Below are 22,591 nucleotides of genomic sequence, written 5' to 3' on the forward strand. Positions count from 1 at the left end.
TGGCCAAATTGACTCACATTCCGCTCTCCGCCATGCTTATGGCAGCCGCATTCTTCGGCGGCAGCGTGTTCGAGTGAGGCCATGGCCAGTCCCGTCGCCAGAGAAAAGTCCCGCCGCGCCGCGGTGAAATCCGCGCTCGAGCGCCACAAGGTCTATGTCACCGCGCAGCGCTTTTCCGGAGGCACCTACAGCGCCCGCGTGCTGGTCGACGGCGAGGCCTATTGGGTCGACGAGTTCCGGCTGAGCCAGCTGAAGCAGGGGCTGACCCCGGCGGAGCTGGAACTGACGCCGGCGGTTGACGATTGAGCATTCGGGGATGATGACTGAGAGGCTGGCGGGACAGCGCCCCCCTCTGGCCTGCCGGCCATCTCCCCCACAAGGGGGGAGATTGGCAGTTCCGCCGATCGCACTTCTCTTGCAGCGTCGAAAATTGGCGAAAGCCGTCGCGACGTCTGATCTCCCCCCAAGTGGGGAAGATGTCCGACAGGACAGAGGGGGGCGCGAAGGAACGAGGCGTTTGTCTTTGGCCACCATGCGCTAACCCATGCCGCCCGCCAACCTCAAACCCTATCGCGCCAAGCGCGAATTCTCTCGCACCCCCGAGCCCGCCGGCAGCCTTCCCACCGAGGGCTCCAACCGCTTCGTCGTTCACAAGCACCACGCCACCGCCGACCATTACGACCTGCGCCTCGAAATCGGCGGCGTGTTGAAGAGCTGGGCTGTCCCGCGCGGGCCGTCGCTCAACCCGGCCGACAAGCGGCTTGCCGTCGAGACCGAGGACCACCCGATCGAATATATCGACTTCGAGGGCGTCATCCCCGAGGGCGAATATGGCGGCGGGCCGATGATCGTCTGGGACACCGGCACCTGGGCGCCGATGGAGGACGTCGACAAAAGCCTGGGCAGCGGCGCCTTCAAGTTCCGGCTGGCCGGCGAGAAGCTGAATGGCGGCTGGATGCTGACGCGCCTGAAGCCCAGGCCCGGCGAGGACGAGAACAAGAAGAACTGGCTGCTGTTCAAGGAGCGCGACCTCGCTGCCGATGCGAAACGCGACATCCTGAGCGAGCGGCCCGAAAGCGTGAAGTCCGGCCGCCGGATCGAGGAACTGGCGGCGCCGCCGAGGAAGCGGGAACGTCTGCCTCCGAAGCCGGGTTCGCTGAAACCGGGCGCGCTGCCCGGCGCGGTCAAGGCCGCGCCGCCGAGCCGCATCGAGCCGCAGCTTGCCACCCAGGTGCCGAAGCCGCCGGGCGGCGAGGGGCCGGCGGAGAAGACCGGCGAGCTGTGGCTGCACGAGATCAAATTCGACGGTTACCGCACCATGGCGCATGTGGTGGATGGCGAGGTGCGGCTGATCACCCGCGGCGGCATCGACTGGACCAAGCGCTATGGCGATCTCCCGCAGGCCTTTTCGCGCCTGCCGGTCGCCCAGGCGATCATCGACGGCGAGATCATGGTGCTCGATGACAAGGGCATCTCTCGCTTCGCGCTGCTGCAGGACGCGCTCGCCGAAGGCGCAGGTTCAAAGCTGCATTTCTATGCCTTCGACCTTTTGCATCTCGACGGCTGGGATCTGCGCAAGGCGCCGCTCATAGAGCGCAAGGCGCTGCTTGCCGAGCTGCTCGCCGGCCAGGCCGCCAATGCCGCCATCCAGTACAGCGACCATGTCGAGGGCGACGGGCAGGGTCTTTACGATCAGGCCTCGGAGCTGGGGCTCGAAGGCGTCGTCTCCAAGCGCGCCGACGCCATCTACATGAGCGGCCGCACCAAGAGCTGGACCAAGGTGAAGGCGCAAAAGACGGACGAATTCGTCATCGCCGGCTATACCGTGTCCGATCGGGCCGAAGGGCTGGCGGCGCTGGGCATGGCAGAATTCGTCGATGGCGAACTGCACTATCGCGGCAAGGTCGGCACCGGCTTCGATAGCGACATGGCGCGGGATCTGCTCGCCCGGCTGGAGCGGCTGACCGCTGGCGCCACGCCGCCCGAAGGCGTGCCGCGCGAGATCATGCGCGAGATGCATTGGGTGAAGCCGCTGCTGTCGGCACGCGTGCGCTATTCGAACCGCACCGCCGACAATGCGATCCGCCACGGCGTCTTTCGCGGCTTGCGTGATGTCGGCGGGCTCACCACGCCGGCGCCGGTCAAGCGCAAGCGGCTGATCGCCGAATCCGACCTTGCCACCATCTGGGTCACCAATCCGGAGCGGCGGCTGTTCGGCAAGACCGGCCCGACAAAACTCGACATCGCCGTCTATTACGCGCTGGTCGGCGATTTCATGCTGCCGCACATCATCGGCCGCCCGGTGTCGCTGGTGCGCTGTCCGACTGGCAAGCCGCAGGACTGCTTCTTCCAGCGCCACGCCTTCACCGGCATGCCGCCTTCGGTGGCGGTGTTCGAGAGCGTCAATTCCGAAGGCGAGACGAAAACCTATCTCTCGGTCGAGGATGCCAAGGGCTATCTGGCGCTGGCGCAATTCGGGGTCGTCGAGTTCCACACCTGGGGCACGCACCGTCAGAGGCTCGACAGGCCGGACCAGATCGTCTTCGACCTCGACCCGGGCGAGGGGATCTCGTGGCGCGAGGTCGTGGAGGCGGCGGTCCACATCAAGGGCGGGCTGGAAAGCCTCGGCCTGGTGCCCTTCGTCAAGACCTCCGGCGGCAAGGGCATCCACATCACCGTGCCGGTGACCAGAAAGCAGAACTGGAAGAAACTGCACCAGGCGAGCAGCGCCATTTCCACCTTGCTCGCGGCAAGCGCGCCCGACACCTTCACCACCACCATGGGCAAGGAGAACCGCAAGAAGCGCATCTTCATCGACTTCCACCGCAACGCCCGCGGCCACACCTCCGCCGCTCCCTATTCGCTGCGCGCCCGCACCAACCTGCCGGCCTCGACGCCGGTGAACTGGACCGACCTCGAGACGATCGACGCGCCGGAGGACCTGAACTACGCCTCGCTGCCGGGCCTGCTGGAGACCTCGGGCGATCCCTGGGCGGAGATCGATGAGGCGGCCAGGGATCTGCCGGTAGTGGGATAGCTTCAGGTTTCCGGGAAAAGTCTTGGAAAGAGCATGTCTAGTGCGTCCACAGGGAAGCGCAGGGACACGGGCCCCTTCGGCGTTTGAGACGCCAGCAGACCAAGCGACGACACATCGTTGAACACTCGCCGGGCGGTTCGCTCCGGCAGTCCGGTGATGCGGGATATTTCGCCTCGCTCGAATTCGCCGCGCATCAGCGCCTCCTCCAGCAGACGTCCGGCCTCTGGTTTGATCTCCTGCCTTCCAACATAGGCACGAAGACGTTTTGCCAGCGTGGTGAGATCCAAAAGCCCGGACATGAAGCTTACCTGGTCGATGCATATTCGCAGGAACCACAGTGTGAATTCCTCCAGTGCTCGCTGCGACAGATTTCCTCTGCCGTCGAGATCGCCTTGGCGCGGCATGTCGGCATGATCCATCATGGCCTTGTAGTCGTTTCGGCTCTCCAATCCGCGCGCCAGTCCGCGCGAGATCGACCACAATCCATGCGCGGCAATGCCGGCTTCATGAGCCATTGCATGACTCATCAGGCGGCTTACCCTGCCGTTTCCGTCTGGAAAGGGATGGATGAAGTTGAAACGATGGTGGGCGGCTGGAATGGCCAGTATCCTGCCCGCCTTGCCAAGCCTAGCAAAGCGATAGCGCGTTTCGAAGTGGCGCATGAAATCGCCGACGCGGGTGCTCGACGGTGGCTGGTGCCTGCCGACGGCAACATCATGCTCGGGTGATGATCGCCACTCTCCCGGCGTCATCAGAAACTCACGCCCCATACCCTTGATGCGCAGCGCCGGTTCCTCCGCGTCGCGATAGAATTCCTGGTGCAGCCACAAGATGAAGTCGCAAGACGCCGGCTCGGGCAATTCACTTCTCGCGGCTAGCCGGTCTATCTCGGCCTGCAACCTGACATGGGCGGCGGCTTCGATTTGCAGATTGCGCCGCTCCTCATTCTTTTCAAAATTGCCAGCCAGCGCGCGCTCTATGTCGCGAGGGCGCGTGTCGTGACCCTCTATGAGATTGCTGTAATAGGTGTTCATAAGGCGTACGAGATCGGCAAGGTTCGCGGCCGTGAGAGGATGGAGGCTATTGCCCAAAGTCGCGGATGCCGCCGAAAGCTCTGCCACGGCGTCCGAAATCGTCTCGGGCACGTCCACCAAACGGGCCGGCTCTATTCGTTGTACGCTTTCTTCCATCGACTCGGTTCCTAATTCTGGCCGATCTGGAAATCCTATAACCGTATAATCATAAGAGGTTTTTTTAAACTGAATATGGAAATTGGCCGATCTTTTGGCCGATCTCGCTATAAGCGCAATGCCACGAAAAATGTGAACGGTTAGGCTCGGCGACTTCGCCGTAGCCTACCTCCATCGACGCTTCCTACAATTTAAACTATTCTGGTCCCAACCTCGCGGCAGGCCCGAAAAACACTTCGCTAGGAATTCGGCTGTAGGGTGAGGGGTCGGTGTAGGATTTCCAGAGCGCCAATCGTCCTACGGACGAAGCGCTGCAAGAGCATGATCGCGACAAGACCATGCTCCAACATAGTGTCAGTGCATGGCCGCGTAGGAGTTCATCATGGCGCCCAGGGCAAGTTGGAAAGGTTACCTCAAGCTCAGCCTCGTCAGCTGTCCGGTCCGGCTTTACCCGGCCACCAGCGCGAGCGAGCGCATCTCGTTCAATCAGCTGCACAAGAAGACGCACAACCGCATCAACATGAAGCCGGTCGATCCCGAGCTCGGCCTGGTCGAGCGCTCGGACCTTGTGCGCGGCTACGAATATGAGGACAAGCAGTACATCATCATCGATGATGCCGATCTCGACGCGGTGAGGATCGAATCCAATCACACGATGAACATCGAAGCCTTCGTCGACGAGGGCGAGGTCGATGTCATCTATCAGGACTCCCCCTATTATCTCGCGCCCGACGGCGCCATGGCGGAGGAGACTTTCGCGGTGCTGCGCGAAGCCATGCGCAAATCCGGCAAGCTGGCGATTGCGCGGCTGGTGCTCTCCAGCCGCGAGCGCGTGGTGACGATCGGCGCGCGCGAGAACGGCATGTTCGTCTGCACCTTGAGGAACCCCAACGAAGTGCGCGGCACGGCTGAATATTTCGGCAACATCCCGGCCGGCAAGCCCGATCCGGAAATGCTGGAGCTTGCCATGGCGCTGATCAAGCAGAAGCAAACCCACTTCGACCCGAAGAACTACGAGGATCGCTATGAAGTGGCGCTGATGGCGATGATCCGCGAGAAGCTGAAGGGCCACAAGCCGATCATCGCGGCGGCGCCCGAGCGCGGCAACGTCATCAACCTGATGGATGCGCTGAAGGCCAGCCTGTCGCAGCAGGCCAAGCCGCCGGCCAAGTCGAAGAGCAAGGCCGAGGAAGCGCCCGCAAAGCCCGCCAGGAAGACGGCTGCCGGCGGGGCGGCTGAGAACCCGCTGAAGGCGAACCTGTTGAAGGCCGTCGGCAAGAGCAAGAAGTGACGGGAGGGCCGGTGATCGTTCCCGGCGCCGTCTTCGGCGTCGTCGGCGCGCTGGCCGCCTTTCCGTTGCGGCTCGCCGCGCGCGAGGTCGAGCGCCGCCATGCGGAGCTGAGGCGCGGCGTAACCCGCCGCACCAGCCATGTCGTGTTCGGCCGAGCGCTTCTCGGCAAGGCGAAATCCGGCGATGCCGAGATCGAGCGCCGCGCCAAGGCCGAACGCGAAGCCGGCCGCCCGCTCTCCAGCGAGAACGGCTTCCTGCGTCTGCTCGGGCTGATGAAGGCGCCCGACGTCTCGTCGCTCTCCAGGCAATCGCTGATCGACCAGTCGCGGCTAGCCGGCGACGATCTCGACATGCTCTCGCTGTTCGATGCTTTCGAGCATGACGGCGAGCCCTATTCCTTCCGCGACCTGATCCTGGCCAAGAAATATGCCGGGCTGATCGCCAGCGGCGCCAGCTGGGGCGCGATCGCGCGCTCGGTCCATCGCTCCGGCCCGATCGCCTCGCTCACCGCCAAATCGCTCAATCTCGGCTCGCAGCACGGCCGGCCGGACGCGATCTATCTAGACGATGGGACGAGCGAACTCGACGGCCAGTTGCTGTTCGACCTCGGCTCGCCGGAAGACGACACGCTGGAAGAGCTGTTCGCCGAGGCGGAGATGGCGGAAGAGGAGGGGCGGCACGACGATGCGGCAGCCCTCTACCAGCGCTGCCTGGCGATCGATCCGAAGGACGCCATCGCCGCCTTCAACCGCGCCAACTGCTTGCGCGGCGCCGGCCGGATCGCCGAAGCAGCGCACGATTATGCCCGCGCGATAAAGCTCGATCCGGGCTTTGTGGAAGCCTGGTTCAACCTCGCCGGTCTGATGAGCGACGAGGGCAAGGTGGCGTCGGCAAGGCGCCATCTGCAGAAGGCGATCGTGCTGGATAAGACCTATGCCGACCCGGTGTTCAACCTGGCGCGGCTGGAATTCGATGCGGGCAATCTGGCCGAGGCCCGCCGGCTGTGGGCGCGGTACCTGGAACTGGACGCGGAGTCCGAATGGGCGCGGACTGCGCAAAAAGGAATCCAGTTCGTGGATTTGCACATGGCGCGCACGGCGGGGTGAGCGCCTCTCCTTCTCCCCTTGTGGGAGAAGGTGGATCGGCGCGCCAGCGCCGAGACGGATGAGGGGTGTTGGAAGAAATGAGGCGCTGGTGATCTTGTCGCAAGTAAGGATATTGACGGGCGTGCCCGCCAAGCTGGAGCACCCCTCATCCGTCCGAGCTTCGCTCGGCCACCTTCTCCCACAAGGGGAGAAGGAGAGGTTGGCGCACACATGACCACCTTCCTCTTCGATGGCTTCGACACCGCTCCCGTCACTATCCTGCTCGCACATGGCGCCGGCGCGTCGATGGACTCGCCTTCGATGACCGCCACCGCCAAGGCGCTCAGCACGGCCGGCTTCCAGGTCGCGCGCTTCGAGTTCCACTATATGGCGGCGCGCCGCTACGGCCACCGCAAGCCGCCGCCGCGCGCCGAGACGGTCAACCCGGAATATGTGAAGGCAATCGCCGATCTTCGCGCCAAAGGCGTGACCGGCAAGCTCATCATCGGCGGCAAGTCGATGGGCGGCCGCGTCGCCTCGATGGTCGCCGACGAGATGTTTGAAAAAGGCGAGATCGCTGGTCTCGTCTGCCTCGGCTACCCGTTCCATCCGCCAGGCAAGCCGGAGCAGTTGCGGACAAAGCATCTCCTTGACCTGAAGACGCCCACGCTGATTTTCCAGGGCACGCGCGACGAGTTCGGCACCAAGGACGAAGTCGCGACTTACGGACTCTCCGACGCAATTGAGGTGGTCTGGCTGGAGGACGGCGACCACGACCTCAAGCCACGCAAGGCGATCTCGGGTTTTTCGACCGGGGATCATCTGAAGACCGTGGCAGAGACGATCAAAATCCGAATGGCGGGCTGACTGCGCCGCCAAGTCTGCCGAGATTCAGGTCAGGCCGAGCCGAAAAGGGTGGTTTTCGAGAACCGGAGCGGAGCGTACTTAAAGTACGTGAGCACCGGAAGCGCAGGAAGCCGCCATTTGCAGGCCGGCATCACCTGAATATCGGCAGACTTGATGAAACTTGCCACCTTCAACATCAATAACATCAACAATCGTCTTGAAAACCTGCTCGCCTGGCTGGCGCGCGCAAAACCCGATGTCGTCTGCCTGCAGGAGCTGAAATCCCGCGACACGCAGTTCCCGCTGACGAGGCTTGCGCACGCCGGCTATGGCGCGGTGTGGAGAGGCGAGCCGACCTGGAACGGCGTGGCGATCCTCGCGCGCGGCGCCGAGCCGGTGCTGACGCGCGACGCGCTGCCCGGCGACGACGCCGACCGCCAGGCTCGCTACATCGAGGCCGCGGTCGACGGCGTCGTCATCGCCTGCCTCTATGCGCCGAACGGCAATCCGCGGCCGGGCCCGAAATTCGACTACAAGCTCGCCTGGCATGAGCGCTTCGCGGCGCACGCGGCCGATCTCCTTGACACCGGCCTGCCGGTGGCGCTCGCCGGCGATTTCAACATCGTGCCCGAATCGCGCGACATCTATGAGACCCGCTCCTATGACGACAACGCGCTGGTGCAGCCTGAAAGCCGCGCCGCCTTCGCCGCGCTGATCGACCAGGGCTGGACCGACGCGCTTCGCAAGGTCTTTCCAAGGGAAGAGAGACTCTACACCTTCTGGGACTACCGCCGGAACCGCTGGCCGCGCGACGCGGGACTCAGGCTCGACCACATCTTGCTGTCGAAGAAGCTGGCGCGAAAGCTGAAAGCGGCGGGCATCGACCGCGAGGTGCGGGGCGGGGAAAACCCCAGCGACCATGCGCCGGTCTGGGTGGAACTGGGGTGAGAAAACAGAAATCCCCGCCATGGCGGGGATTGTTAAGAATCAGGTTCTGGTGGCTCGCTTATACGGGCGTAGGCGGCGGCGAACCCGCCACCATCGCAGAAAGCTTGCCCTTGCGGACGACAATCGGCTTTCCGTAGGTCTTCTTCATTATGCATTCCTCGTCAGTTTATGCTGCAGAAGCACCGAGGATTTCAGCATCAACCCGGCAAGACGGGCGGCGAACCCGCCACAACCGCTGAAAGCTTGCCCTTGCGAACCAAAACAGGCTTCTCGTAAGTCTTCTTCATGCGATTGCTCTCCTCGAAAATCCCGTCCGATAATCTCATACGACGAGTTCCTGTCAAGTAAGCGGCCAGGACGGGCCGTTCTGTTTCTGGGGACAGCGTTCTACTGAAGCAACCGCCGCCCAATAGTGTGATGGTCGCGGCGGCTGGAGCCGAGTTCGGGATATATCGCCGGGAGGATCTATCGAGGCACATTTATCGCCTCTCTGTGATGTCCGGCAACTAGCCACGGCGGAAGGCTCGGCTAGGATGTTGGCCGCCTGCCGCCATCGGACGGCGAGAGGCGCGGGGGAGCCAGATGAAGAGACCGACTGACAGGCTGCCGGCGCTGGCGACACTGATCGCCGGCGTTACCTGTTTCGGCAAGCTGCGGGACAGCGGCGCCGCCAATCGGTTGCGCGGCCAAGGGCGCGGCGCCTGTGGCTGCTGACGCTCTTGTCCTTTTCGTCTCGGCTCTCGTGGTTGCGGGGGCCATCGCGCTCATTGCGCTCGCACTACGCCGGCGCCGCAAGCGGCGCAAGCTGCGCCGCAGCGCCGATCCCGCGCACGATTATCGGGCTCGCGCCAATTGGTCGGCAAGCGACCACGCGTTGAACTACTCGTCCTTCGTCTTCATGGATGTCGACGGCGACGGCAGGTTCGGCGACGTCGACCGGCCGATGGGCGGCATTGTCGTGCGGGTGTTCGACGACAAGGGCGCGTTCATCACCTCGGCCACCAGCAACAGCTCCGGCTTCGCCAACTTCCTCATGTCGACCAGAAAGCGGTGGGCAAGCCTCCGCGCGCCTGGACTCTACCGGTTTTCGGTGTCCGTCCCCAAGGGCTGGCGCGTCAGCACGGGCAACGAGAGCCAGATGTTGCGGCTGGTCGAACTGCCGGGTTCTCCCGCCGGCCTGGTGGGAGAGGATCTGCCTGGACTTGTCGGGTTGATCCCGGGGCGGAGCCTGCGCGGTAGGGTCCCGGCATCGGCGCAGGCGACATTGAAGTTGATGGGCAAGGGCGAACTGCTGCAGACCATGCCGCTTGCGGCAGGCAGCTTCCAATTCGACCTCCCGGACGTGGCTGACACACTGGAGATTTCGGGCCCGGATATCGGGCGGCGCCTGGCGCTGTCTCCCTATCCGACCGACCTCGGCGAACTGAGGCCGGACGCAATCGCCGACGAGGCCGTGCTGTCGCGGATCGGGTTTGACGACGTCACATCGCTCGACTTCAAGAAAGTGCCTTCCGGCCATGCCGGCCTGGAGTGGCGCAACATCAACGCCATCGCTAGAAACTACGTCAAGGAGAGCGAAGGCTATCTCAACGGCAGCATCAGCGGCAACCACGCAGCCTATACCAGCAGCGGCCACCCAGCCGAGTTCGGCGGCAGCACACCCTTCGGCTTTCATTCGGTCATGTTGACCGCCGCCTGGCTGAGATCGGAAGGCGAGGTGGCGCTGATTGAAAGCTGGCTGGGCGACGAACTCGTCGCCAGCGATGAGGTGGTGCTATCGGCATTGGCGCCGGTTCACTACGCGCCCATGCTGAAGGCTGTGACGCGCGTGCGCGTCTCCACCAGGCACTACTGGCAGCTCGTGCTGGACGATCTGGTGCTGGCGCGCTGAGCGGCGTGGACACTTTTTGGCAGGTTCGGCGGACTGCCATCGGCATTTTGTCCCGGCAATGGGGCCGGAAGCGGCCGCACGCCGTTCTGGAATTCCATCACGCCTAGGAATGATTGCTCCTGCTTCGGCGGATGCCTTGCATTATTGCGGCGGGTTGGACAACACCACCGGCGCATTCGCGGCGGTGATCGCCCCAAGCCTGCCTCTAAGAACCAAAGTGGGCTTCTCGTAGACTTTCTTCATGCCAAGCTCTCCTGCGAAATCCCTGCCGGATGATCCCATAACATCCTGTGCTGTCAACCAATGCGCCTTCCAACCGGTCCAGCTATTCTTGGGAAATGTGGCTTTCCGCGCACAGTCGTGGGCTGGCAGGGTCCGAAAGGTCCTCCATCGAGCCACATCTTCGCCTCGATGATGTCCCGCACTTAATCTTGGCAAAGCTCGGCCGTCTCCCCCGCAGGGGGTCAGCAGCATGCGCCGGCTTACATCCCGGCCCGGAAATTGGCGAAAGCGATCGTGACATCAATCTCCCCTTGCGTGGGAGATGCCCGGCAGGGCAGAGGGGGGTGTGAAGGAACGCGGCCCTCGATCGGTTCCGGCCGCCAAGTCCAAGGTACGCGCCATGCCCACCCTCCATCTCGTCGAAGCCTCGATCGCCGACCTGCGCGGCGCGCTGGAGGACGGCACTGTCACCAGCGTCGAGCTGGTTGCGGCCTTTCTCAGGCGCATCGCCCATTACGACCGTCACGGCGTCACGCTCAACGCCGTGCCCGTCCTCAATCCCAAGATGTTCGAGGAGGCGGAAGCGTCCGACCGGCGCCGCCGCGCGGGCAAGACGCTCGGACCGCTCGACGGCATCCCCTACACCGCCAAGGATAGTTACAAGGTGAAGGGCCTGACGGTCGCCGCGGGTTCGCCCGCCTTCGAGCATCTCGTCGCCACGGAGGACGCCTTCACCATCGCGCGGCTGCGCGCCGCCGGCGCGGTGCTGATCGGCCTCACCAACATGCCGCCGATGGCCAATGGCGGCATGCAGCGCGGCGTCTATGGCCGCGCCGAAAGCCCGTATAACAAGGATTTCCTCACCGCTGCCTTCGCCTCCGGTTCGTCCAACGGCTCAGGCACCGCGACCGCCGCGTCCTTCGCCGCTTTCGGGCTTGGCGAGGAAACCTGGTCGTCCGGGCGCGCGCCGGCGTCCAACAACGCGCTCACCGCCTACACGCCCTCGCGCGGCGTGATCTCGGTGCGCGGCAACTGGCCCCTGGTGCCGACCATGGATGTGGTGGTGCCGCATACGCGCAGCGTCGCCGACATGCTGGAACTGCTCGACGTGATCGTCGCCGACGATGCCGAGGCGCGCGGCGATTTCTGGCGTGTGCAGCCCTGGGTGGATATCCCGAAAGCCTCGGCGCTGCGGCCGGCGAGCTACACCGCCCTCCCGCTGCAAGGCGCGCTCAAGGGCAAGCGGCTCGGCGTGCCCAAAATGTATATCGGCAAGGACGAGGGCGCCGACAGGCCGATCGAGACCCGCGCTTCGGTGCTGGAGCTCTGGCGTCGGGCGGCGGTCGATCTGCAAAGACTCGGCGCGGAAGTGGTCGAGGTCGATTTCCCCGTCGTCTCCAATTACGAGCGCGATCGTCCCGGCGCGCGCTCCATGGTCGAGCGCGGGCTGGTGCCGCCGGAATTCGCCGAACGCGAGATCTGGGATCTGTCGATCTGGTCGTGGGACGATTTCCTGCGCGCCAATGCCGACCCGGCCATCCCCGATCTTGCTTCGGTCGACGGCGCAAAGATCTTCCCGCAGCCGCCGGGCGCGTTGCGCGACCGATACGGCGAGGCCGATCTCGATCTGGCGCAGTATGTCGAGCGGGCGAAGCGGGGCGTGGCGCGACTGGAAGATATCCCAACAATCGGGGAAGGCCTGAAAGGCCTCGAGGCAACGCGCCGCGTCGACTTCGAGGACTGGCTCGATGCCAACCGCCTCGATGCCGTGGTGCTGCCGGCGGTGGCCGATGTCGGGCCGGCCGATGCCGACGTGAACGAGGCTTCCGCCCGGCTCGCCTGGCGCAACGGCACCTGGGTCGCCAATGGCAATCTCGTCTGGCGGCATCTGGGCATCCCGACGGTGACGGTGCCGATGGGCGCCATGGCCGATATCGGCATGCCGGTGGGCCTGACCTTCGCCGGCAAGGCCTATGACGACACGGCGCTGCTGATGATCGCCGGCGACTATGAGCGCGCCACGCGCCGCCGCACCGCCCCGCCGCGCACGCCGGCGCTGGCCGACGATGTGTTCGCGGCGGGCAGCGGTGTGAGGAGGGGCGTTGGCGATGCGCCGTTTACCCTGAAGCTGACTGCCGAAACGGCCCACGCTGGTGATACTGACGAGATCACGATCGCGCTGGAGATCGAGCCGGCGGAGCCGGAAGTAGACGTTAAAGTCGACGTCAACGGCGAGCCGGTGATCATGCAGGCCGGCGGGAACCGCCACACCGGCCGGATCGTGGTGCCCGCCGCGACGCATCAAGGTTTCCACAGTGTGTGGCGGGGTTCATATGGCTCGATCGTCACGGCCGTTGTGAAGTCGCCGGACGGGCGCGCTGCTGGGGCATATGCCGTGACGGGCGGGATTGAGTAGTGCCTCCTCCTTCTCCCCTTGTGGGAGAAGGTGGATCGGCGCGATAGCGCCGAGACGGATGAGGGGTGTTCCAGCGGAGTGAGGGGTGGGTGTTCCCTGGAACACCCCTCATCCGGCCGCTTCGCGGCCACCTTCTCCCGCAAGGGGAGAAGGAGGAGATTGCGCTACGCCACCCAGTCCACCACCAGCGCCGCCACCCCGAACACCGCACCAACCGCGCACACCGCGTTCCAGCCGCCCCAGGCCCAGGCAAGGCCGGCCAGCAGCGAGCCGATCGCACCGCCGATGAAGAAGATGCCGACGAACAGCCCGTTGATGCGGCCGCGCGCTTTGGGCTGTAGGAGATTCACCGCGCGGCGGCCGAGCGTCTGGTCGCCGATGACGCCGATATCGAGCAGCACCGCGCTGGCGCCCATCAGGATGAGCGGCAGCCATGCGCCGCCGGCTCTGGCGGCGCCGGCGAAGGCGGCGAGCGCGAGCGCGGCGATGAGCACCAAATGGCAGGCGACCGTCGCCGGCCGCGTCCAGCCGCGGTCGCCGGCGCGGCCGAACAGCGGCGTCACCGCCGCACCCCCGGCGCCGACCAGCGCGAACAGCGCGATGCCCTTCTGGCCGAGATCAAAGGGCGGTGCTGCAAGCCTCAGCGCCACCGCCGTCCAGAACACGCTGAAGCCGGCCATCGCCAGGCTGGCGGTGAAGGCGCGCCGCCGCAGCACCGGTTCCTGGCGCAGAAGCGCGAGCAGCGAGGCGATGAGCCCCGCATAGCTCGCATGCGCCAGCGGCCGGCGCTTCGGCATGGCGAAGCCGAGCAAGATGGCGAGCAGCGCCAGCGTCGCGGCGACGATGCCATAAAAGGCGCGCCAGCCGAAGGCGTCGGCGACGAGGCTGGCCAGCGGGCGCGACAACAGGATGCCGATCATCAACCCGGTCATGACATCGCCGATGACGCGGCCGTCCGCTCCCGGCGGCGCCATCGAGGCCGCGACCGGCACCAGCACCTGGATGCAGGAGGACGCCGCGCCGAGTGCAAACAGCACCAGCAGCAGCGAAGCCGCGGACGGCGCGACGGAGGCGATCGCCGCAGCGAGCACGCCAGTGCCCAGCATGCGCAGCACCAGCACGCGATTCTCGACGAGGTCGGCGAGCGGCACCAGGAAGAACAGCCCGGCGGCATAGCCAAGCAGGGTGGCCATGGAGACGAGGCCGCCTTCCCATGCCGCTGCCCCCAGCGACGGTCCGATCAGCCCGACCAGCGTCTGCGGCGCGAAGATGTTGGTGACGATGATGCCGACCGAGCCGGCGAATAGCAGCGTCTGCGCCCTGGTGATGGTTTGAGCGCCGGTGGACGGCGCGGCGAACGCCGTGGTGGCTTGCGTGCAGTCTGATCCGTCCATTGCGAGTCCTCATTGTGCGCATATCATGAGGGGACTTTATTCCATGGAAGCATAATGCTACAATTCAAATGATCTAATAATGATTATGCGAGATACGCATGAACATTCACGACCTCGAAGCCTTCGTCGCCGTCGTCGAGACCGGCTCCATCGTCGGTGCTTCCGCCAGGCTCAACCTCACGCAGCCCGGCGTGACGCGTCGGGTCCAGAATCTCGAGGAGCAGCTGGCGACGCCCTTGCTCGACCGCCAGTCGAAGCCGCTCAAACCAACCGCATCCGGCCGCGAGGCCTATGAGCATGGCCGCCGCGTGCTGCGCTCGCTGGAGGATCTCAAGGCGGGCGTCTCGCCGGCGGGCGAGGTGAAAGGCGAGTTCCGCCTCGGCATCATGCCTTATCTCTCGACCAGCGCGCTGTCCGAGCCGCTCGACAGTCTTCGGGCGGCCTTCCCGCAACTGACCCTGAGGATTACATCAAGCCTCTCGCCGCGCCTGGTGGAGCAGGTGCTGCACAGCGAAATCGACGCGGTGGCCGTCTGCCTCGCCGAGGGCGTCGCGCCGCCGCCCGAACTCGTCGGCGAGGATCTCGGCGTGCAGGCGGTGCTTCTGGTGGCCTCGCCAAGCCTCGGCGTGCCGAAGCCGGCCGAGCTCAACGATCTTGCGCGCTACCCCTGGGTGCTCAACGAAACCGGCTGCGGCTTTCGCGCCTTCATCCGCCACCGCTTCGAGGTGGCGCGGCTGCCTTTCCATGTCGGCGTCGAGGCGCAGGGCGCGGATCTAAGGATGTCGCTGGTGGCACGCGGCCACGGCATCGGCGTCGTCACGCTCGGCGCGCTGGCGAGCAGCCAATGGCGCGACGCGGTCGAGGTGGTCGACTGCCCCGGCTTCAAGCCGCAGGTGCGCTGCTGGCTCCTGCACCGCCCGCCGGCCGGCAGGCTGGCACGCCCGATCGCGGTCTTCCGCGACGCGCTGGCCGAGGCGCTGAAGGGCCCGATGCCGCTGATGTCGTAAAAGCCAGGCGCCTTATCTTCCCCCTGATCCTAGAAAAGCGCTTTCAGTACTTTGGCAAACCCAAGCGTTAGAGATTGCCAGAGGGAGCGGGCTACACCGTCCGTCGAGTTCGCTATTTCCGGGTCTTGCGATCGGGGCAGGGAGGCGAGCCACGAATCCCAAAACTGCTGCTGCATGGAGACGAATACGGGCATCACATCATAACCATCGTCAAATATATTGACTAAGTCGCTCTCCTTGGGACGCTCCCCCGTTTTCACCTTGCAGACCACCAATCCACGACTCATCCCTGTCACGGTGCCTTCAGGGAAAACATTCGCACTCGCGCCATAACAAAAGGGCAGTATCCCGTCCAATTCCAGCTGCTTGCGGATTTGGCACAGGGCTTCGAAATAATCGTCTTCCTCGGCAACGATGACCTTGTCGCGATAGCTGCAAGTGAGCCTGCACCGAGTCCCCACATTCTGCGGCGTGAACACCGCCTGCTCGTTACCTCCCGTGTCTCCTCCGATTAGGAACACGGTGTATTGTTCATCCATTGTCATCCCCCGATCCTTTGGTCACGTTAGTTGCAACGGTTTATAAATGCAACCGAAAATTGCATCTGAGTTGGCGCGAGTTGCTGCTTGCTCGCTCCTGCCTCGTCCTTGACCCATCTCCCGCCCACGTTATCTTCGCCGCCATGCCAGACACCGCTCCCTCCGCCGCCGCGCCGCTCATCGTCATCGACCTGCAGACCGGCATGTTCGACGGTCGTTTCGACCCGCCGATCCATGACGCCGATGCCATCGCCGAGCGCTCGCGCGCGCTGATCGACTGGGCGCGCAGGTCCGGCCGCAAGGTGGCGTTCATCCGCCATGACGGGCCGGAAGGCGATCCGCTGGCGCCAGGCGCCTCCGGCTGGCCGGTCTGGCCGCTGCTCGGCCAAGCGGCCGACGAGCCGACCTTCTGCAAGAGCGTCGGCAACGCTTTCTCCAATCCCGAGCTCGCCGAATGGGTGGCGGGGCAGGGCGCGAAGGACGTCGTGCTCATCGGCGCCCAGACCGATTTCTGCGTCGCCGCAACCGTCAAGGGCGCCTTGGCCGAGGGCCTGGGCGTCACCGTGGTCTCCGACGCGCATTCGACGCTGGATTCGATCGAGGAGAAGGCGCCCGCCATCATCGCCCGCCACAATGAGGCCTTTGCCGGCCAGGGCGCGCGCATGACGACGACGGCGGAGTTGACGGAAGGCTGAGCGCTCCTTCTCCTTCTCCCCCTGTGGGAGAAGGTGGATCGGCGCGATAGCGCCGAGACGGATGAGGGGTGTTCCAGCGAAGTGAGACGCCGGCTTTCCCTGGAGCGCCCACACCTTCAACGAAACCTTCTCCAGAGCGGGAGAAGGGGAAACCCCAACCCAAGGAGCCTATCTTGCCCACCCTTGCTCTTCCCGCCGAAGGAGGCTGCCGCTGCGGCCGCGTGCGCCTGAAGATCTCGGCAAAACCGCTGCTCACCATGGCCTGCCACTGCATCGGCTGCCAGCGTATGTCGTCCAGCGCCTATTCCCTGAGCGCGGCGATCCCGTCGGAAGGTTTCGAGGTGACGAAGGGTGAGCCGGTGATCGGCGGCCTGCATGGGGCCTCCAAGCATTATTTCTGCGGCTACTGCATGAGCTGGATGTTCACGCGGCCAGAAGGGATCGACTGGTTCGTCAATCTGCGCCCGACCATGCTCGACGACCATGCCTGGTTCGCGCCCTTCATCGAGACCTGGACCGCCGAGAAACTGCCCTGGGCGGCGACACCGGCCGTGCACAGCTACGAAGCGCTGCCCGCCTTCGAGGAATATGAGGGGCTGGTCGCCGAATACGCCGGCACCAAAGGCTGATCGGAAGGGAGTCTGGCCAAAAGCAAACGGCGACCCTGGGCTGGTCGCCGTCGGCATTTCCTATCATGGTCGACGCGGCCGTTGGGGGCGCATTGTTGGGGATGTGCTTGGGCGTCCGCGTCGACCACGGCGGCCTCATACCGCAGACTTCACCATGGCACATTTGCCGCTCGCTGAAACTTCCGCGAAAACGGTATATGGCGGCTCTTTCCTTCTTCCTTTTGCGCGAGAAAGTAGCCCGGCGATCCGCGATTCCTGGTGACCCCTGTAGCGACGCGCTTTAGGTGCCTGACGTTGCAGCCGATAAAAGCCTCCTGCCTGTCACACAGGCCGCATGGCCGATCCCGAAAATCAGTTTGCACACAAATGTTTCAAGCCGCTCCGGCTTCGTGAGGCATTTCACCGTTCGCGCGCAATCGGCTGGTTACAGACGCATTGCAAAAGCGGCGCCGGGTGAAGAGGAGGCGCCGGTTTTGCGCCGCCTATTTATGGGAGCTGTCCATGTTCAAAAGTCTCAACCGGATCCGTGCCGCCTTCGCGCAGGCCAGCAAGCGCCGCCGCACGATGCGCGAGCTGAACGAGCTGCCGCCGGAGATCCGCAAGGATATCGGCTGGCCGCAGGCCGCGCAGGACGACGAGATTCGGTTGCCGTTCTGAGACGAATGCCAAGGCGCCACGCAGTGCGCCGGCATCTCGCGGCGCTTGGTGCCGACGGCGCCGGCTGGCCGCGCGAGGGCGGTCCGGCCGGTGCCAAACGGTGGCGCCTTGACCCTATATCTCCGCAACGACCGTGCCGGACACCGGATCCGTCACGCCGAGATCGCCGCCCAGGTCTTCGAGCATATCGCGGAACGTGTCGAGAATGCCGATCATCATCGGGCGCGCCGCGGCGAGGCTGTCCATGTCGTTCCATTCGCCGACCATGCAGAAGGTGCGCTCGCCGGTCTTGATCAAGGCGCCCTTGCGAAAGCCCTTGGTGTTCAGCGAGACCTTTTCATGTGCTTCGACGAAGGCCTTCTCCAAGCCTGGCTTGGTTCGAAAGCGGACTACGTTGTAGGCGGTCACTGCGTCCTCCGTTCGATGAGATATCAGCCGGCCGGCTTGTAGGCGCCGGCGGCTTTGTTGGCGGCCGCGATCACCGCCTTCATGTCGAGCTCTTCCAGAACGACGAGATCGCTCACCGAGCCGCTCGCGCGCACGGCAAGCGTCATCCCCATTCCGGCGATCTGGTCCGGCACCTCGCCATTGACGATGACGTCATAGAGGCCGCGCGTGAACATCAGGCTGTTCATCCTGCCGCCCACGCTTTCAAACAGCGCCGCGATTGCGACTTCCCGGTTCGATCCTTGCATCAGCCCCTTGGCGGCATGGGGTTCGTAAGTCGCCAGTATGGTAACCTTCATGGGATCCTCCTCCAGATATCACTGCCTCGGCCACCCAATGATGAGGGCAGCACGGACGTGCCTGTTTCTCCTTACATTTGACTGGTCTGTGGACCGCTTGGGCAACACGGCCGGCGGCGGCTCAACCGCAGCGAGGCTCCGGCTTGGCGTAATATGCGCCTTTTCTAATATAACGGCAATCTGCCATCGGCCATCTGCCGGAAGCCGATGACCCAATTTTCCATTAGCATTTGCGGAAATCCGTGGGCCAAATGTCGCCTCGACGATGCGCCATGACCGTTTTGTGTATTCACGCGGGCGATATGGCCTGATAATAGGTCAACCAAGCTGACCTAAATAGAAGCACTGCGGGAGGTGCGCCTTGACCCTGATGAACCTTCTGGCCTCGCGCTCGTCGCGCATGAAAGCCTCGGAAATCCGCGAGCTGCTGAAGCTGCTCGACCAGCCCGACATCATCTCCTTCGCCGGCGGCATCCCGGACCCGTCGCTGTTTCCCGCGCAGGCCATCGGCGACGCCTACCAGGCGGTGCTGGGCGGCAAGGAGGCGGGGACCGCGCTGCAATACCAGGTCAGCGAGGGCTATCTGCCGCTGCGCAAATGGCTGGCCACCTATATGGGCAAGCTCGGCGTTCAATGCGACGAGGGCAACATCTTCATCACCTCCGGCTCGCAGCAGGCGCTCGACTATCTCGGCAAGCTGTTCCTGTCGCCAGGGGACACGGCCCTGGTCACCTGGCCGACCTATCTCGGCGCGTTGCAGGCCTTCAACGCCTACGAGCCGCGCTATGACCGGCTGAACACCGCCGGCGGCAACATGACGCCCGAGGCCTACCGCGCCGCCGCGGCGGTGCCCAGCACTTTTTCAAAAGGGGGCGGTAAGGTGAAGTTCGCCTATCTGGTGCCGGATTTCGCCAACCCGACCGGCAACACGCTGGATGTCAGGCAGCGCGAGGCGGTGCTCGACCTCGCCGGCGAGCTCGACATCGCCGTCATCGAGGACGCCGCCTATCGCGCGCTGCGCTACGACGGCGTGGGCGTGCCGCCGATCCTGGCGCTCGACTGCGCCCGTTCCGGCGGCATCGATCAGGCGCGCACGCTTTATTGCGGGTCCTTCTCGAAGATCCTGTCGCCCGGCATGCGCGTCGGCTGGGTCTGCGCGCCGCGCCATGTCGTTGAGAAGCTGGTGCTGATGAAGCAGGCCTCCGACCTGCACAGCCCCTCGATCAACCAGATGGTCATGCACCGCGTCGCCGACACCATCTTCGACGCCCAGGTGGAAAAGCTGATCGGCGCCTACCGCAAGCGGCGCGACGCGCTGCTCGGCGCGCTTCAGGCCAACATGCCCGACGGCATTTCCTGGAGCCGGCCGGAAGGCGGCATGTTCGTCTGGCTGACGCTGCCGGAAGGCGCCGACGCCACCGAGCTTCTGGCGCGTTCGGTCAAGGAGGCGCGCGTCGCCTTCGTGCCGGGCAACGCCTTCTACGCTGACGGCACCGGCCGCAACACGCTGCGCATGTCGTTCACGCTTGCCGATGACCGCGCGGTGAACGACGGCGTGCCGCGGCTGGCGAAGCTGCTGCGGGGTTAGGCCTTCCAATCACCGTCGCCTCGCGCAGGCGTGATTGGTAGTGCGCAGGCGTGATTGTCCGCGCGGCCCATTCCTCGGCTAGGGTCGCGGCCGATCCAACACCCCCTGGATCGACCCGACCCTGGGGTCCCACCTCCAAGGTCTGTACGAAAGAGCCCCGACGGCCTCCACCGGCGGGGCTTTTTTCGTTGCCGCGGCGGTCAGCGTGCCGGCTTGCCCTTTTTCGGGCCGCTTTTGCGCTACGCTGGAGCAATTCCAGGAAAAGTGTCAGCGGTTTCCGTCCGGAATTGCGTCAGAACAAAGGGATAGAGCGGTTCGCCGTTTCCGTGAAACGGTGAAACGCTCCATAGGGAGGATCAGATGACCTTGCGTCTCGGCTTGACCATGCTTGCCCTTGTCGCCTTAGCCGGCCAGGCGCAGGCGTTCGAGATCTCCAGCCCGTCGGTCGCCGACGGCAAATGGAATGCGAAATATCTCGGCGACAAGGCCGGCTGCGGCGGCAAGAGCGTCTCGATCGCGCTCGCCTGGAAGGACCCGCCGGCCGGTACCAAAAGCTATGCGCTGACCATGTTCGACACCGACGCCAATGGCGGCAAAGGTTTCTGGCACTGGCTGGCCTGGAACATCCCGGCCAGCGCCAAGGGCCTGGGTGAGGGCGCCGGCGCCGAGGGCGGCAAGCACATGCCCAAAGGCTCGGTGCTGGGCAAGGGCGGCGTCGGCCGCGCCGGCTATTTTGGCCCATGTCCGCCGCCCGGCAGCGGACAGCATCACTATGTCTTCACGCTCTACGCGCTTGGTGACAAGACGCTGCGCATGCCGGACAATCCCCTGCCGGATATGGTCTCGGTGGCGGCGAAAAGCTCGGCCCTGGGCGAGGCGACGGTGACGTATACTTACGGGAGGTAGCAGGGCGCCGGTGGCAGCCAATCTCCCCCCTTGTGAGGGAGATGCCCGGCAGGGCAGAGGGGGCGCTGTCCCGCCAGCCTTTCCAGCTACAGTCAGCTAAATCTTTGGTTGTGTGCGTCAAGTTCTGCAAAAAGGGGGCGGCCATATTGCTGGTCATGCGGCTTGGCGTAGAGCGAGCTTCTTGTGCTCGCGCAGGTCGTCCATGTTGATGTAGCGATTGGCCTCCATCCAGTTTTCGTGGGTCTCGACAGCGAGCGCCCTGACCAGGCGCAGGCAGCTTTCGGCGTTGGGGAAGATGCGTACGACATAGGTGCGGCGCCTGATCTCCTCGTTGAGGCGCTCCAGCATGTTGGTGCTCTTCAAGTGCTTATGGTGCTGGCGCGGCAGGCGGAAGAAAGTGAGCGTGTTGTCGATGCTCTCTTCCACCCAGGCGGTCAGCCGCGGATAGCGCGCCGACCATTTGGCCAGCCACGCGGCGAGATCGGCTTTGGCCTCGGCGAGGTCGCGCCGGTCATAAAGCCATCTGAGCTCCTGCAGACAGTCGTCGCCGTGCTTGCGCGGCAGATGGTCGAGCGCATTCCTGAGGAAGTGGACATAGCAGCGCTGCCAGGCAGCTTCGGGGATCACTTCGCCGATCGCCGCGACGAGACCGGCATGATCGTCGGACACGACCAGCTCGACGCCCCTGAGGCCGCGCGCCTTCAGCGCCACGAGGAAGTCCTTCCAGGCCGAACGGCTCTCGCGATTGGCCATCTCCACAGCCAGGATCTGGCGCCGCCCATCCCAGTCGATGCCGACCGCGATCAGCACCGCCTGGCTCATGACGACGCCGGCCTCGCGCACCTTCTCGTAGCGGGCGTCGAGGATGAGATAGGCAAACGGCTCTTGAAGCGGCCGCTCAGCAAAGGCCTGCAGGCTCTCGTCCAGCCGCTTGTTGATGGCCGAGATCGAGGAGGCCGAGAAGGCATGGCCGCACAGCTCCTCGGTGATCGCCTTGACCTTGCGGGTCGATACGCCTTGCACGTACATCTCCGCCAGCGTCGCAACCAAGGCGCGCTCGGAACGCTGGTAGCGCTCGAACAGCTCGGTGGAGAAGCGACCAGCCCGGTCCTGCGGAACCCGCAGTTCGAGCTTGCCGACACGGGTGATAAGCGTGCGGCCGTAGTGGCCTGAGCGGTAACCGAGACGCTCCGGGGTGCGCTCGCTCTTCGAAGCACCCAGCGCCTCGTCCATCTCGGCCTCGAGAACTTCCTGCAGCACGGTGCGGATCACTTCACCCAGCTCGTCGGGATTCGAAAGAAGAATGTCTTTGACGGCGGCGCTGGCGGTCTTACCTTCACTCTTGGTCATGGTGGCGTTCCTCGCGAGGGAATCGGTGACGTTGAACATCACCAGCCTGCCATGACCGCCCTCTCTCAGCGAATTTGCAGAACTCTCAGCACACTACCATCTAAGCTTGGGTTGGGAAGTTCATCGCAGTCGGTGCGAGGCGCCGGACAAGGAT

The 22,591-nt window shown here is 64.5% G+C and carries 24 protein-coding genes; 15 read left to right on the top strand and 9 right to left on the bottom strand.

The features are described from left to right. Positions 1-81 precede the first annotated feature (81 nt). Together E5X34_RS04870 and ligD are read left to right on the top strand one after the other, a co-directional pair. A complete protein-coding gene (locus E5X34_RS04870) occupies positions 82-306 on the top strand; it encodes a hypothetical protein (protein WP_292561778.1) in 225 nt (74 codons plus the stop codon). 238 nt (positions 307-544) lie between these two features. Next, a complete protein-coding gene (ligD, locus tag E5X34_RS04875; protein WP_292561781.1) occupies positions 545-3,037 on the top strand; it encodes a DNA ligase D in 2,493 nt (830 codons plus the stop codon). A 2-nt stretch (positions 3,038-3,039) separates the two neighbouring features. On the opposite strand, the gene E5X34_RS04880 is transcribed toward ligD, so the two are convergent. Then, the gene (locus E5X34_RS04880) at positions 3,040-4,227 is read right to left on the bottom strand and encodes a Fic family protein (protein ID WP_292561784.1); all 1,188 of its coding nucleotides are present in this window, start codon (positions 4,225-4,227) and stop codon (positions 3,040-3,042) included. A 382-nt stretch (positions 4,228-4,609) separates the two neighbouring features. Between E5X34_RS04880 and E5X34_RS04885 the strand changes: the two genes are divergently transcribed. From E5X34_RS04885 to E5X34_RS04900, 4 genes are all read left to right on the top strand, one after another. Continuing rightward, on the top strand, positions 4,610-5,518 hold the full coding sequence (locus E5X34_RS04885) for a Ku protein (protein ID WP_292561787.1): 909 nt from the start codon (positions 4,610-4,612) through the stop codon (positions 5,516-5,518). Between the two features lie 11 nt (positions 5,519-5,529). Next, on the top strand, positions 5,530-6,624 hold the full coding sequence (locus E5X34_RS04890) for a tetratricopeptide repeat protein (protein WP_292561790.1): 1,095 nt from the start codon (positions 5,530-5,532) through the stop codon (positions 6,622-6,624). 210 nt (positions 6,625-6,834) lie between these two features. Then, complete coding sequence (locus tag E5X34_RS04895) at positions 6,835-7,470, top strand: alpha/beta family hydrolase (protein ID WP_292561793.1); 636 nt, start codon at positions 6,835-6,837, stop codon at positions 7,468-7,470. A gap of 153 nt (positions 7,471-7,623) precedes the next feature. Then, positions 7,624-8,397 (top strand): exodeoxyribonuclease III, encoded by a 774-nt coding sequence (locus E5X34_RS04900; RefSeq protein ID WP_292561796.1) that lies wholly within the window; start codon positions 7,624-7,626, stop codon positions 8,395-8,397. Positions 8,398-8,455: 58 nt separating this feature from the next. On the opposite strand, the gene E5X34_RS04905 is transcribed toward E5X34_RS04900, so the two are convergent. Both E5X34_RS04905 and E5X34_RS04910 read right to left on the bottom strand, forming a co-directional pair. Next, positions 8,456-8,545 carry a putative RiPP precursor gene (locus tag E5X34_RS04905; protein WP_292561799.1) on the bottom strand — a complete coding sequence of 30 codons (90 nt, stop codon included), beginning with the start codon at positions 8,543-8,545 and terminating at the stop codon, positions 8,456-8,458. A gap of 49 nt (positions 8,546-8,594) precedes the next feature. Next, the gene (locus E5X34_RS04910; RefSeq protein ID WP_292561802.1) at positions 8,595-8,684 is read right to left on the bottom strand and encodes a lasso RiPP family leader peptide-containing protein; all 90 of its coding nucleotides are present in this window, start codon (positions 8,682-8,684) and stop codon (positions 8,595-8,597) included. Between the two features lie 295 nt (positions 8,685-8,979). Here E5X34_RS04910 and E5X34_RS04915 point away from each other — a divergent pair, with 295 nt between their 5' ends. Then, positions 8,980-9,111, top strand: coding sequence for a hypothetical protein (locus E5X34_RS04915; RefSeq protein ID WP_292561806.1), 132 nt, complete (start codon positions 8,980-8,982; stop codon positions 9,109-9,111). Continuing rightward, positions 9,101-10,288, top strand: a complete 1,188-nt coding sequence (locus E5X34_RS04920) for a hypothetical protein (protein ID WP_292561809.1) — start codon at positions 9,101-9,103, stop codon at positions 10,286-10,288. Before E5X34_RS04915 ends, E5X34_RS04920 begins: the two co-directional genes overlap by 11 nt. Before the next feature lie 141 nt (positions 10,289-10,429). Here the strand turns inward: E5X34_RS04920 and E5X34_RS04925 are convergent, their stop codons facing one another. Beyond that, positions 10,430-10,531, bottom strand: coding sequence for a putative RiPP precursor (locus tag E5X34_RS04925; protein ID WP_112130457.1), 102 nt, complete (start codon positions 10,529-10,531; stop codon positions 10,430-10,432). A 379-nt stretch (positions 10,532-10,910) separates the two neighbouring features. Between E5X34_RS04925 and E5X34_RS04930 the strand changes: the two genes are divergently transcribed. After that, complete coding sequence (locus tag E5X34_RS04930; protein ID WP_292561813.1) at positions 10,911-12,926, top strand: amidase; 2,016 nt, start codon at positions 10,911-10,913, stop codon at positions 12,924-12,926. A 164-nt stretch (positions 12,927-13,090) separates the two neighbouring features. On the opposite strand, the gene E5X34_RS04935 is transcribed toward E5X34_RS04930, so the two are convergent. Continuing rightward, positions 13,091-14,320, bottom strand: a complete 1,230-nt coding sequence (locus tag E5X34_RS04935; protein WP_292561816.1) for an MFS transporter — start codon at positions 14,318-14,320, stop codon at positions 13,091-13,093. 98 nt (positions 14,321-14,418) lie between these two features. On the opposite strand from E5X34_RS04935, the gene E5X34_RS04940 reads away from it, so the two are divergent. After that, complete coding sequence (locus E5X34_RS04940) at positions 14,419-15,327, top strand: LysR family transcriptional regulator (protein WP_292561818.1); 909 nt, start codon at positions 14,419-14,421, stop codon at positions 15,325-15,327. 29 nt (positions 15,328-15,356) lie between these two features. Here the strand turns inward: E5X34_RS04940 and E5X34_RS04945 are convergent, their stop codons facing one another. After that, positions 15,357-15,866 carry a hypothetical protein gene (locus E5X34_RS04945; RefSeq protein ID WP_292561821.1) on the bottom strand — a complete coding sequence of 170 codons (510 nt, stop codon included), beginning with the start codon at positions 15,864-15,866 and terminating at the stop codon, positions 15,357-15,359. A gap of 143 nt (positions 15,867-16,009) precedes the next feature. Here E5X34_RS04945 and E5X34_RS04950 point away from each other — a divergent pair, with 143 nt between their 5' ends. The 3 genes from E5X34_RS04950 (at position 16,010) to E5X34_RS04960 (ending at position 17,847) form a co-directional block, all read left to right on the top strand. After that, the gene (locus E5X34_RS04950) at positions 16,010-16,561 is read left to right on the top strand and encodes an isochorismatase family protein (protein WP_292561824.1); all 552 of its coding nucleotides are present in this window, start codon (positions 16,010-16,012) and stop codon (positions 16,559-16,561) included. Between the two features lie 173 nt (positions 16,562-16,734). Continuing rightward, positions 16,735-17,190, top strand: a complete 456-nt coding sequence (locus tag E5X34_RS04955) for a GFA family protein (protein WP_292561826.1) — start codon at positions 16,735-16,737, stop codon at positions 17,188-17,190. 501 nt (positions 17,191-17,691) lie between these two features. Further along, positions 17,692-17,847 carry a DUF1127 domain-containing protein gene (locus tag E5X34_RS04960; RefSeq protein WP_082056316.1) on the top strand — a complete coding sequence of 52 codons (156 nt, stop codon included), beginning with the start codon at positions 17,692-17,694 and terminating at the stop codon, positions 17,845-17,847. A gap of 114 nt (positions 17,848-17,961) precedes the next feature. On the opposite strand, the gene E5X34_RS04965 is transcribed toward E5X34_RS04960, so the two are convergent. Together E5X34_RS04965 and E5X34_RS04970 are read right to left on the bottom strand one after the other, a co-directional pair. Then, positions 17,962-18,255 carry a DUF718 domain-containing protein gene (locus E5X34_RS04965; RefSeq protein ID WP_292561829.1) on the bottom strand — a complete coding sequence of 98 codons (294 nt, stop codon included), beginning with the start codon at positions 18,253-18,255 and terminating at the stop codon, positions 17,962-17,964. A 23-nt stretch (positions 18,256-18,278) separates the two neighbouring features. Continuing rightward, entirely contained in the window at positions 18,279-18,593 is a 315-nt protein-coding gene (locus E5X34_RS04970) for a GYD domain-containing protein (RefSeq protein ID WP_042642850.1), read from the bottom strand. Positions 18,594-18,963: 370 nt separating this feature from the next. On the opposite strand from E5X34_RS04970, the gene E5X34_RS04975 reads away from it, so the two are divergent. Next, a complete protein-coding gene (locus E5X34_RS04975) occupies positions 18,964-20,181 on the top strand; it encodes a PLP-dependent aminotransferase family protein (protein WP_292562369.1) in 1,218 nt (405 codons plus the stop codon). A gap of 360 nt (positions 20,182-20,541) precedes the next feature. Then, a complete protein-coding gene (locus E5X34_RS04980; RefSeq protein ID WP_292561833.1) occupies positions 20,542-21,087 on the top strand; it encodes a YbhB/YbcL family Raf kinase inhibitor-like protein in 546 nt (181 codons plus the stop codon). A gap of 153 nt (positions 21,088-21,240) precedes the next feature. On the opposite strand, the gene E5X34_RS04985 is transcribed toward E5X34_RS04980, so the two are convergent. Then, complete coding sequence (locus tag E5X34_RS04985) at positions 21,241-22,437, bottom strand: IS256 family transposase (protein ID WP_287307195.1); 1,197 nt, start codon at positions 22,435-22,437, stop codon at positions 21,241-21,243. Between the last annotated feature and the right edge of the window lie 154 nt (positions 22,438-22,591).

This window comes from Mesorhizobium sp. (assembly GCF_004963255.1).
Lineage (GTDB): Bacteria > Pseudomonadota > Alphaproteobacteria > Rhizobiales > Rhizobiaceae > Mesorhizobium.

Coding starts and splice junctions, on each gene's coding strand:
- E5X34_RS04870 (WP_292561778.1), top strand. CDS start 82: ATGGCCAGTCCCGTCGCCAGAGAAAAGTCCCGCCGCGCCGCGGTGAAA.
- ligD (WP_292561781.1), top strand. CDS start 545: ATGCCGCCCGCCAACCTCAAACCCTATCGCGCCAAGCGCGAATTCTCT.
- E5X34_RS04880 (WP_292561784.1), bottom strand. CDS start 4,227: ATGGAAGAAAGCGTACAACGAATAGAGCCGGCCCGTTTGGTGGACGTG.
- E5X34_RS04885 (WP_292561787.1), top strand. CDS start 4,610: ATGGCGCCCAGGGCAAGTTGGAAAGGTTACCTCAAGCTCAGCCTCGTC.
- E5X34_RS04895 (WP_292561793.1), top strand. CDS start 6,835: ATGACCACCTTCCTCTTCGATGGCTTCGACACCGCTCCCGTCACTATC.
- E5X34_RS04900 (WP_292561796.1), top strand. CDS start 7,624: ATGAAACTTGCCACCTTCAACATCAATAACATCAACAATCGTCTTGAA.
- E5X34_RS04905 (WP_292561799.1), bottom strand. CDS start 8,545: ATGAAGAAGACCTACGGAAAGCCGATTGTCGTCCGCAAGGGCAAGCTT.
- E5X34_RS04910 (WP_292561802.1), bottom strand. CDS start 8,684: ATGAAGAAGACTTACGAGAAGCCTGTTTTGGTTCGCAAGGGCAAGCTT.
- E5X34_RS04915 (WP_292561806.1), top strand. CDS start 8,980: ATGAAGAGACCGACTGACAGGCTGCCGGCGCTGGCGACACTGATCGCC.
- E5X34_RS04925 (WP_112130457.1), bottom strand. CDS start 10,531: ATGAAGAAAGTCTACGAGAAGCCCACTTTGGTTCTTAGAGGCAGGCTT.
- E5X34_RS04930 (WP_292561813.1), top strand. CDS start 10,911: ATGCCCACCCTCCATCTCGTCGAAGCCTCGATCGCCGACCTGCGCGGC.
- E5X34_RS04935 (WP_292561816.1), bottom strand. CDS start 14,320: ATGGACGGATCAGACTGCACGCAAGCCACCACGGCGTTCGCCGCGCCG.
- E5X34_RS04940 (WP_292561818.1), top strand. CDS start 14,419: ATGAACATTCACGACCTCGAAGCCTTCGTCGCCGTCGTCGAGACCGGC.
- E5X34_RS04945 (WP_292561821.1), bottom strand. CDS start 15,866: ATGGATGAACAATACACCGTGTTCCTAATCGGAGGAGACACGGGAGGT.
- E5X34_RS04950 (WP_292561824.1), top strand. CDS start 16,010: ATGCCAGACACCGCTCCCTCCGCCGCCGCGCCGCTCATCGTCATCGAC.
- E5X34_RS04960 (WP_082056316.1), top strand. CDS start 17,692: ATGTTCAAAAGTCTCAACCGGATCCGTGCCGCCTTCGCGCAGGCCAGC.
- E5X34_RS04970 (WP_042642850.1), bottom strand. CDS start 18,593: ATGAAGGTTACCATACTGGCGACTTACGAACCCCATGCCGCCAAGGGG.
- E5X34_RS04975 (WP_292562369.1), top strand. CDS start 18,964: ATGAACCTTCTGGCCTCGCGCTCGTCGCGCATGAAAGCCTCGGAAATC.
- E5X34_RS04980 (WP_292561833.1), top strand. CDS start 20,542: ATGACCTTGCGTCTCGGCTTGACCATGCTTGCCCTTGTCGCCTTAGCC.
- E5X34_RS04985 (WP_287307195.1), bottom strand. CDS start 22,437: ATGACCAAGAGTGAAGGTAAGACCGCCAGCGCCGCCGTCAAAGACATT.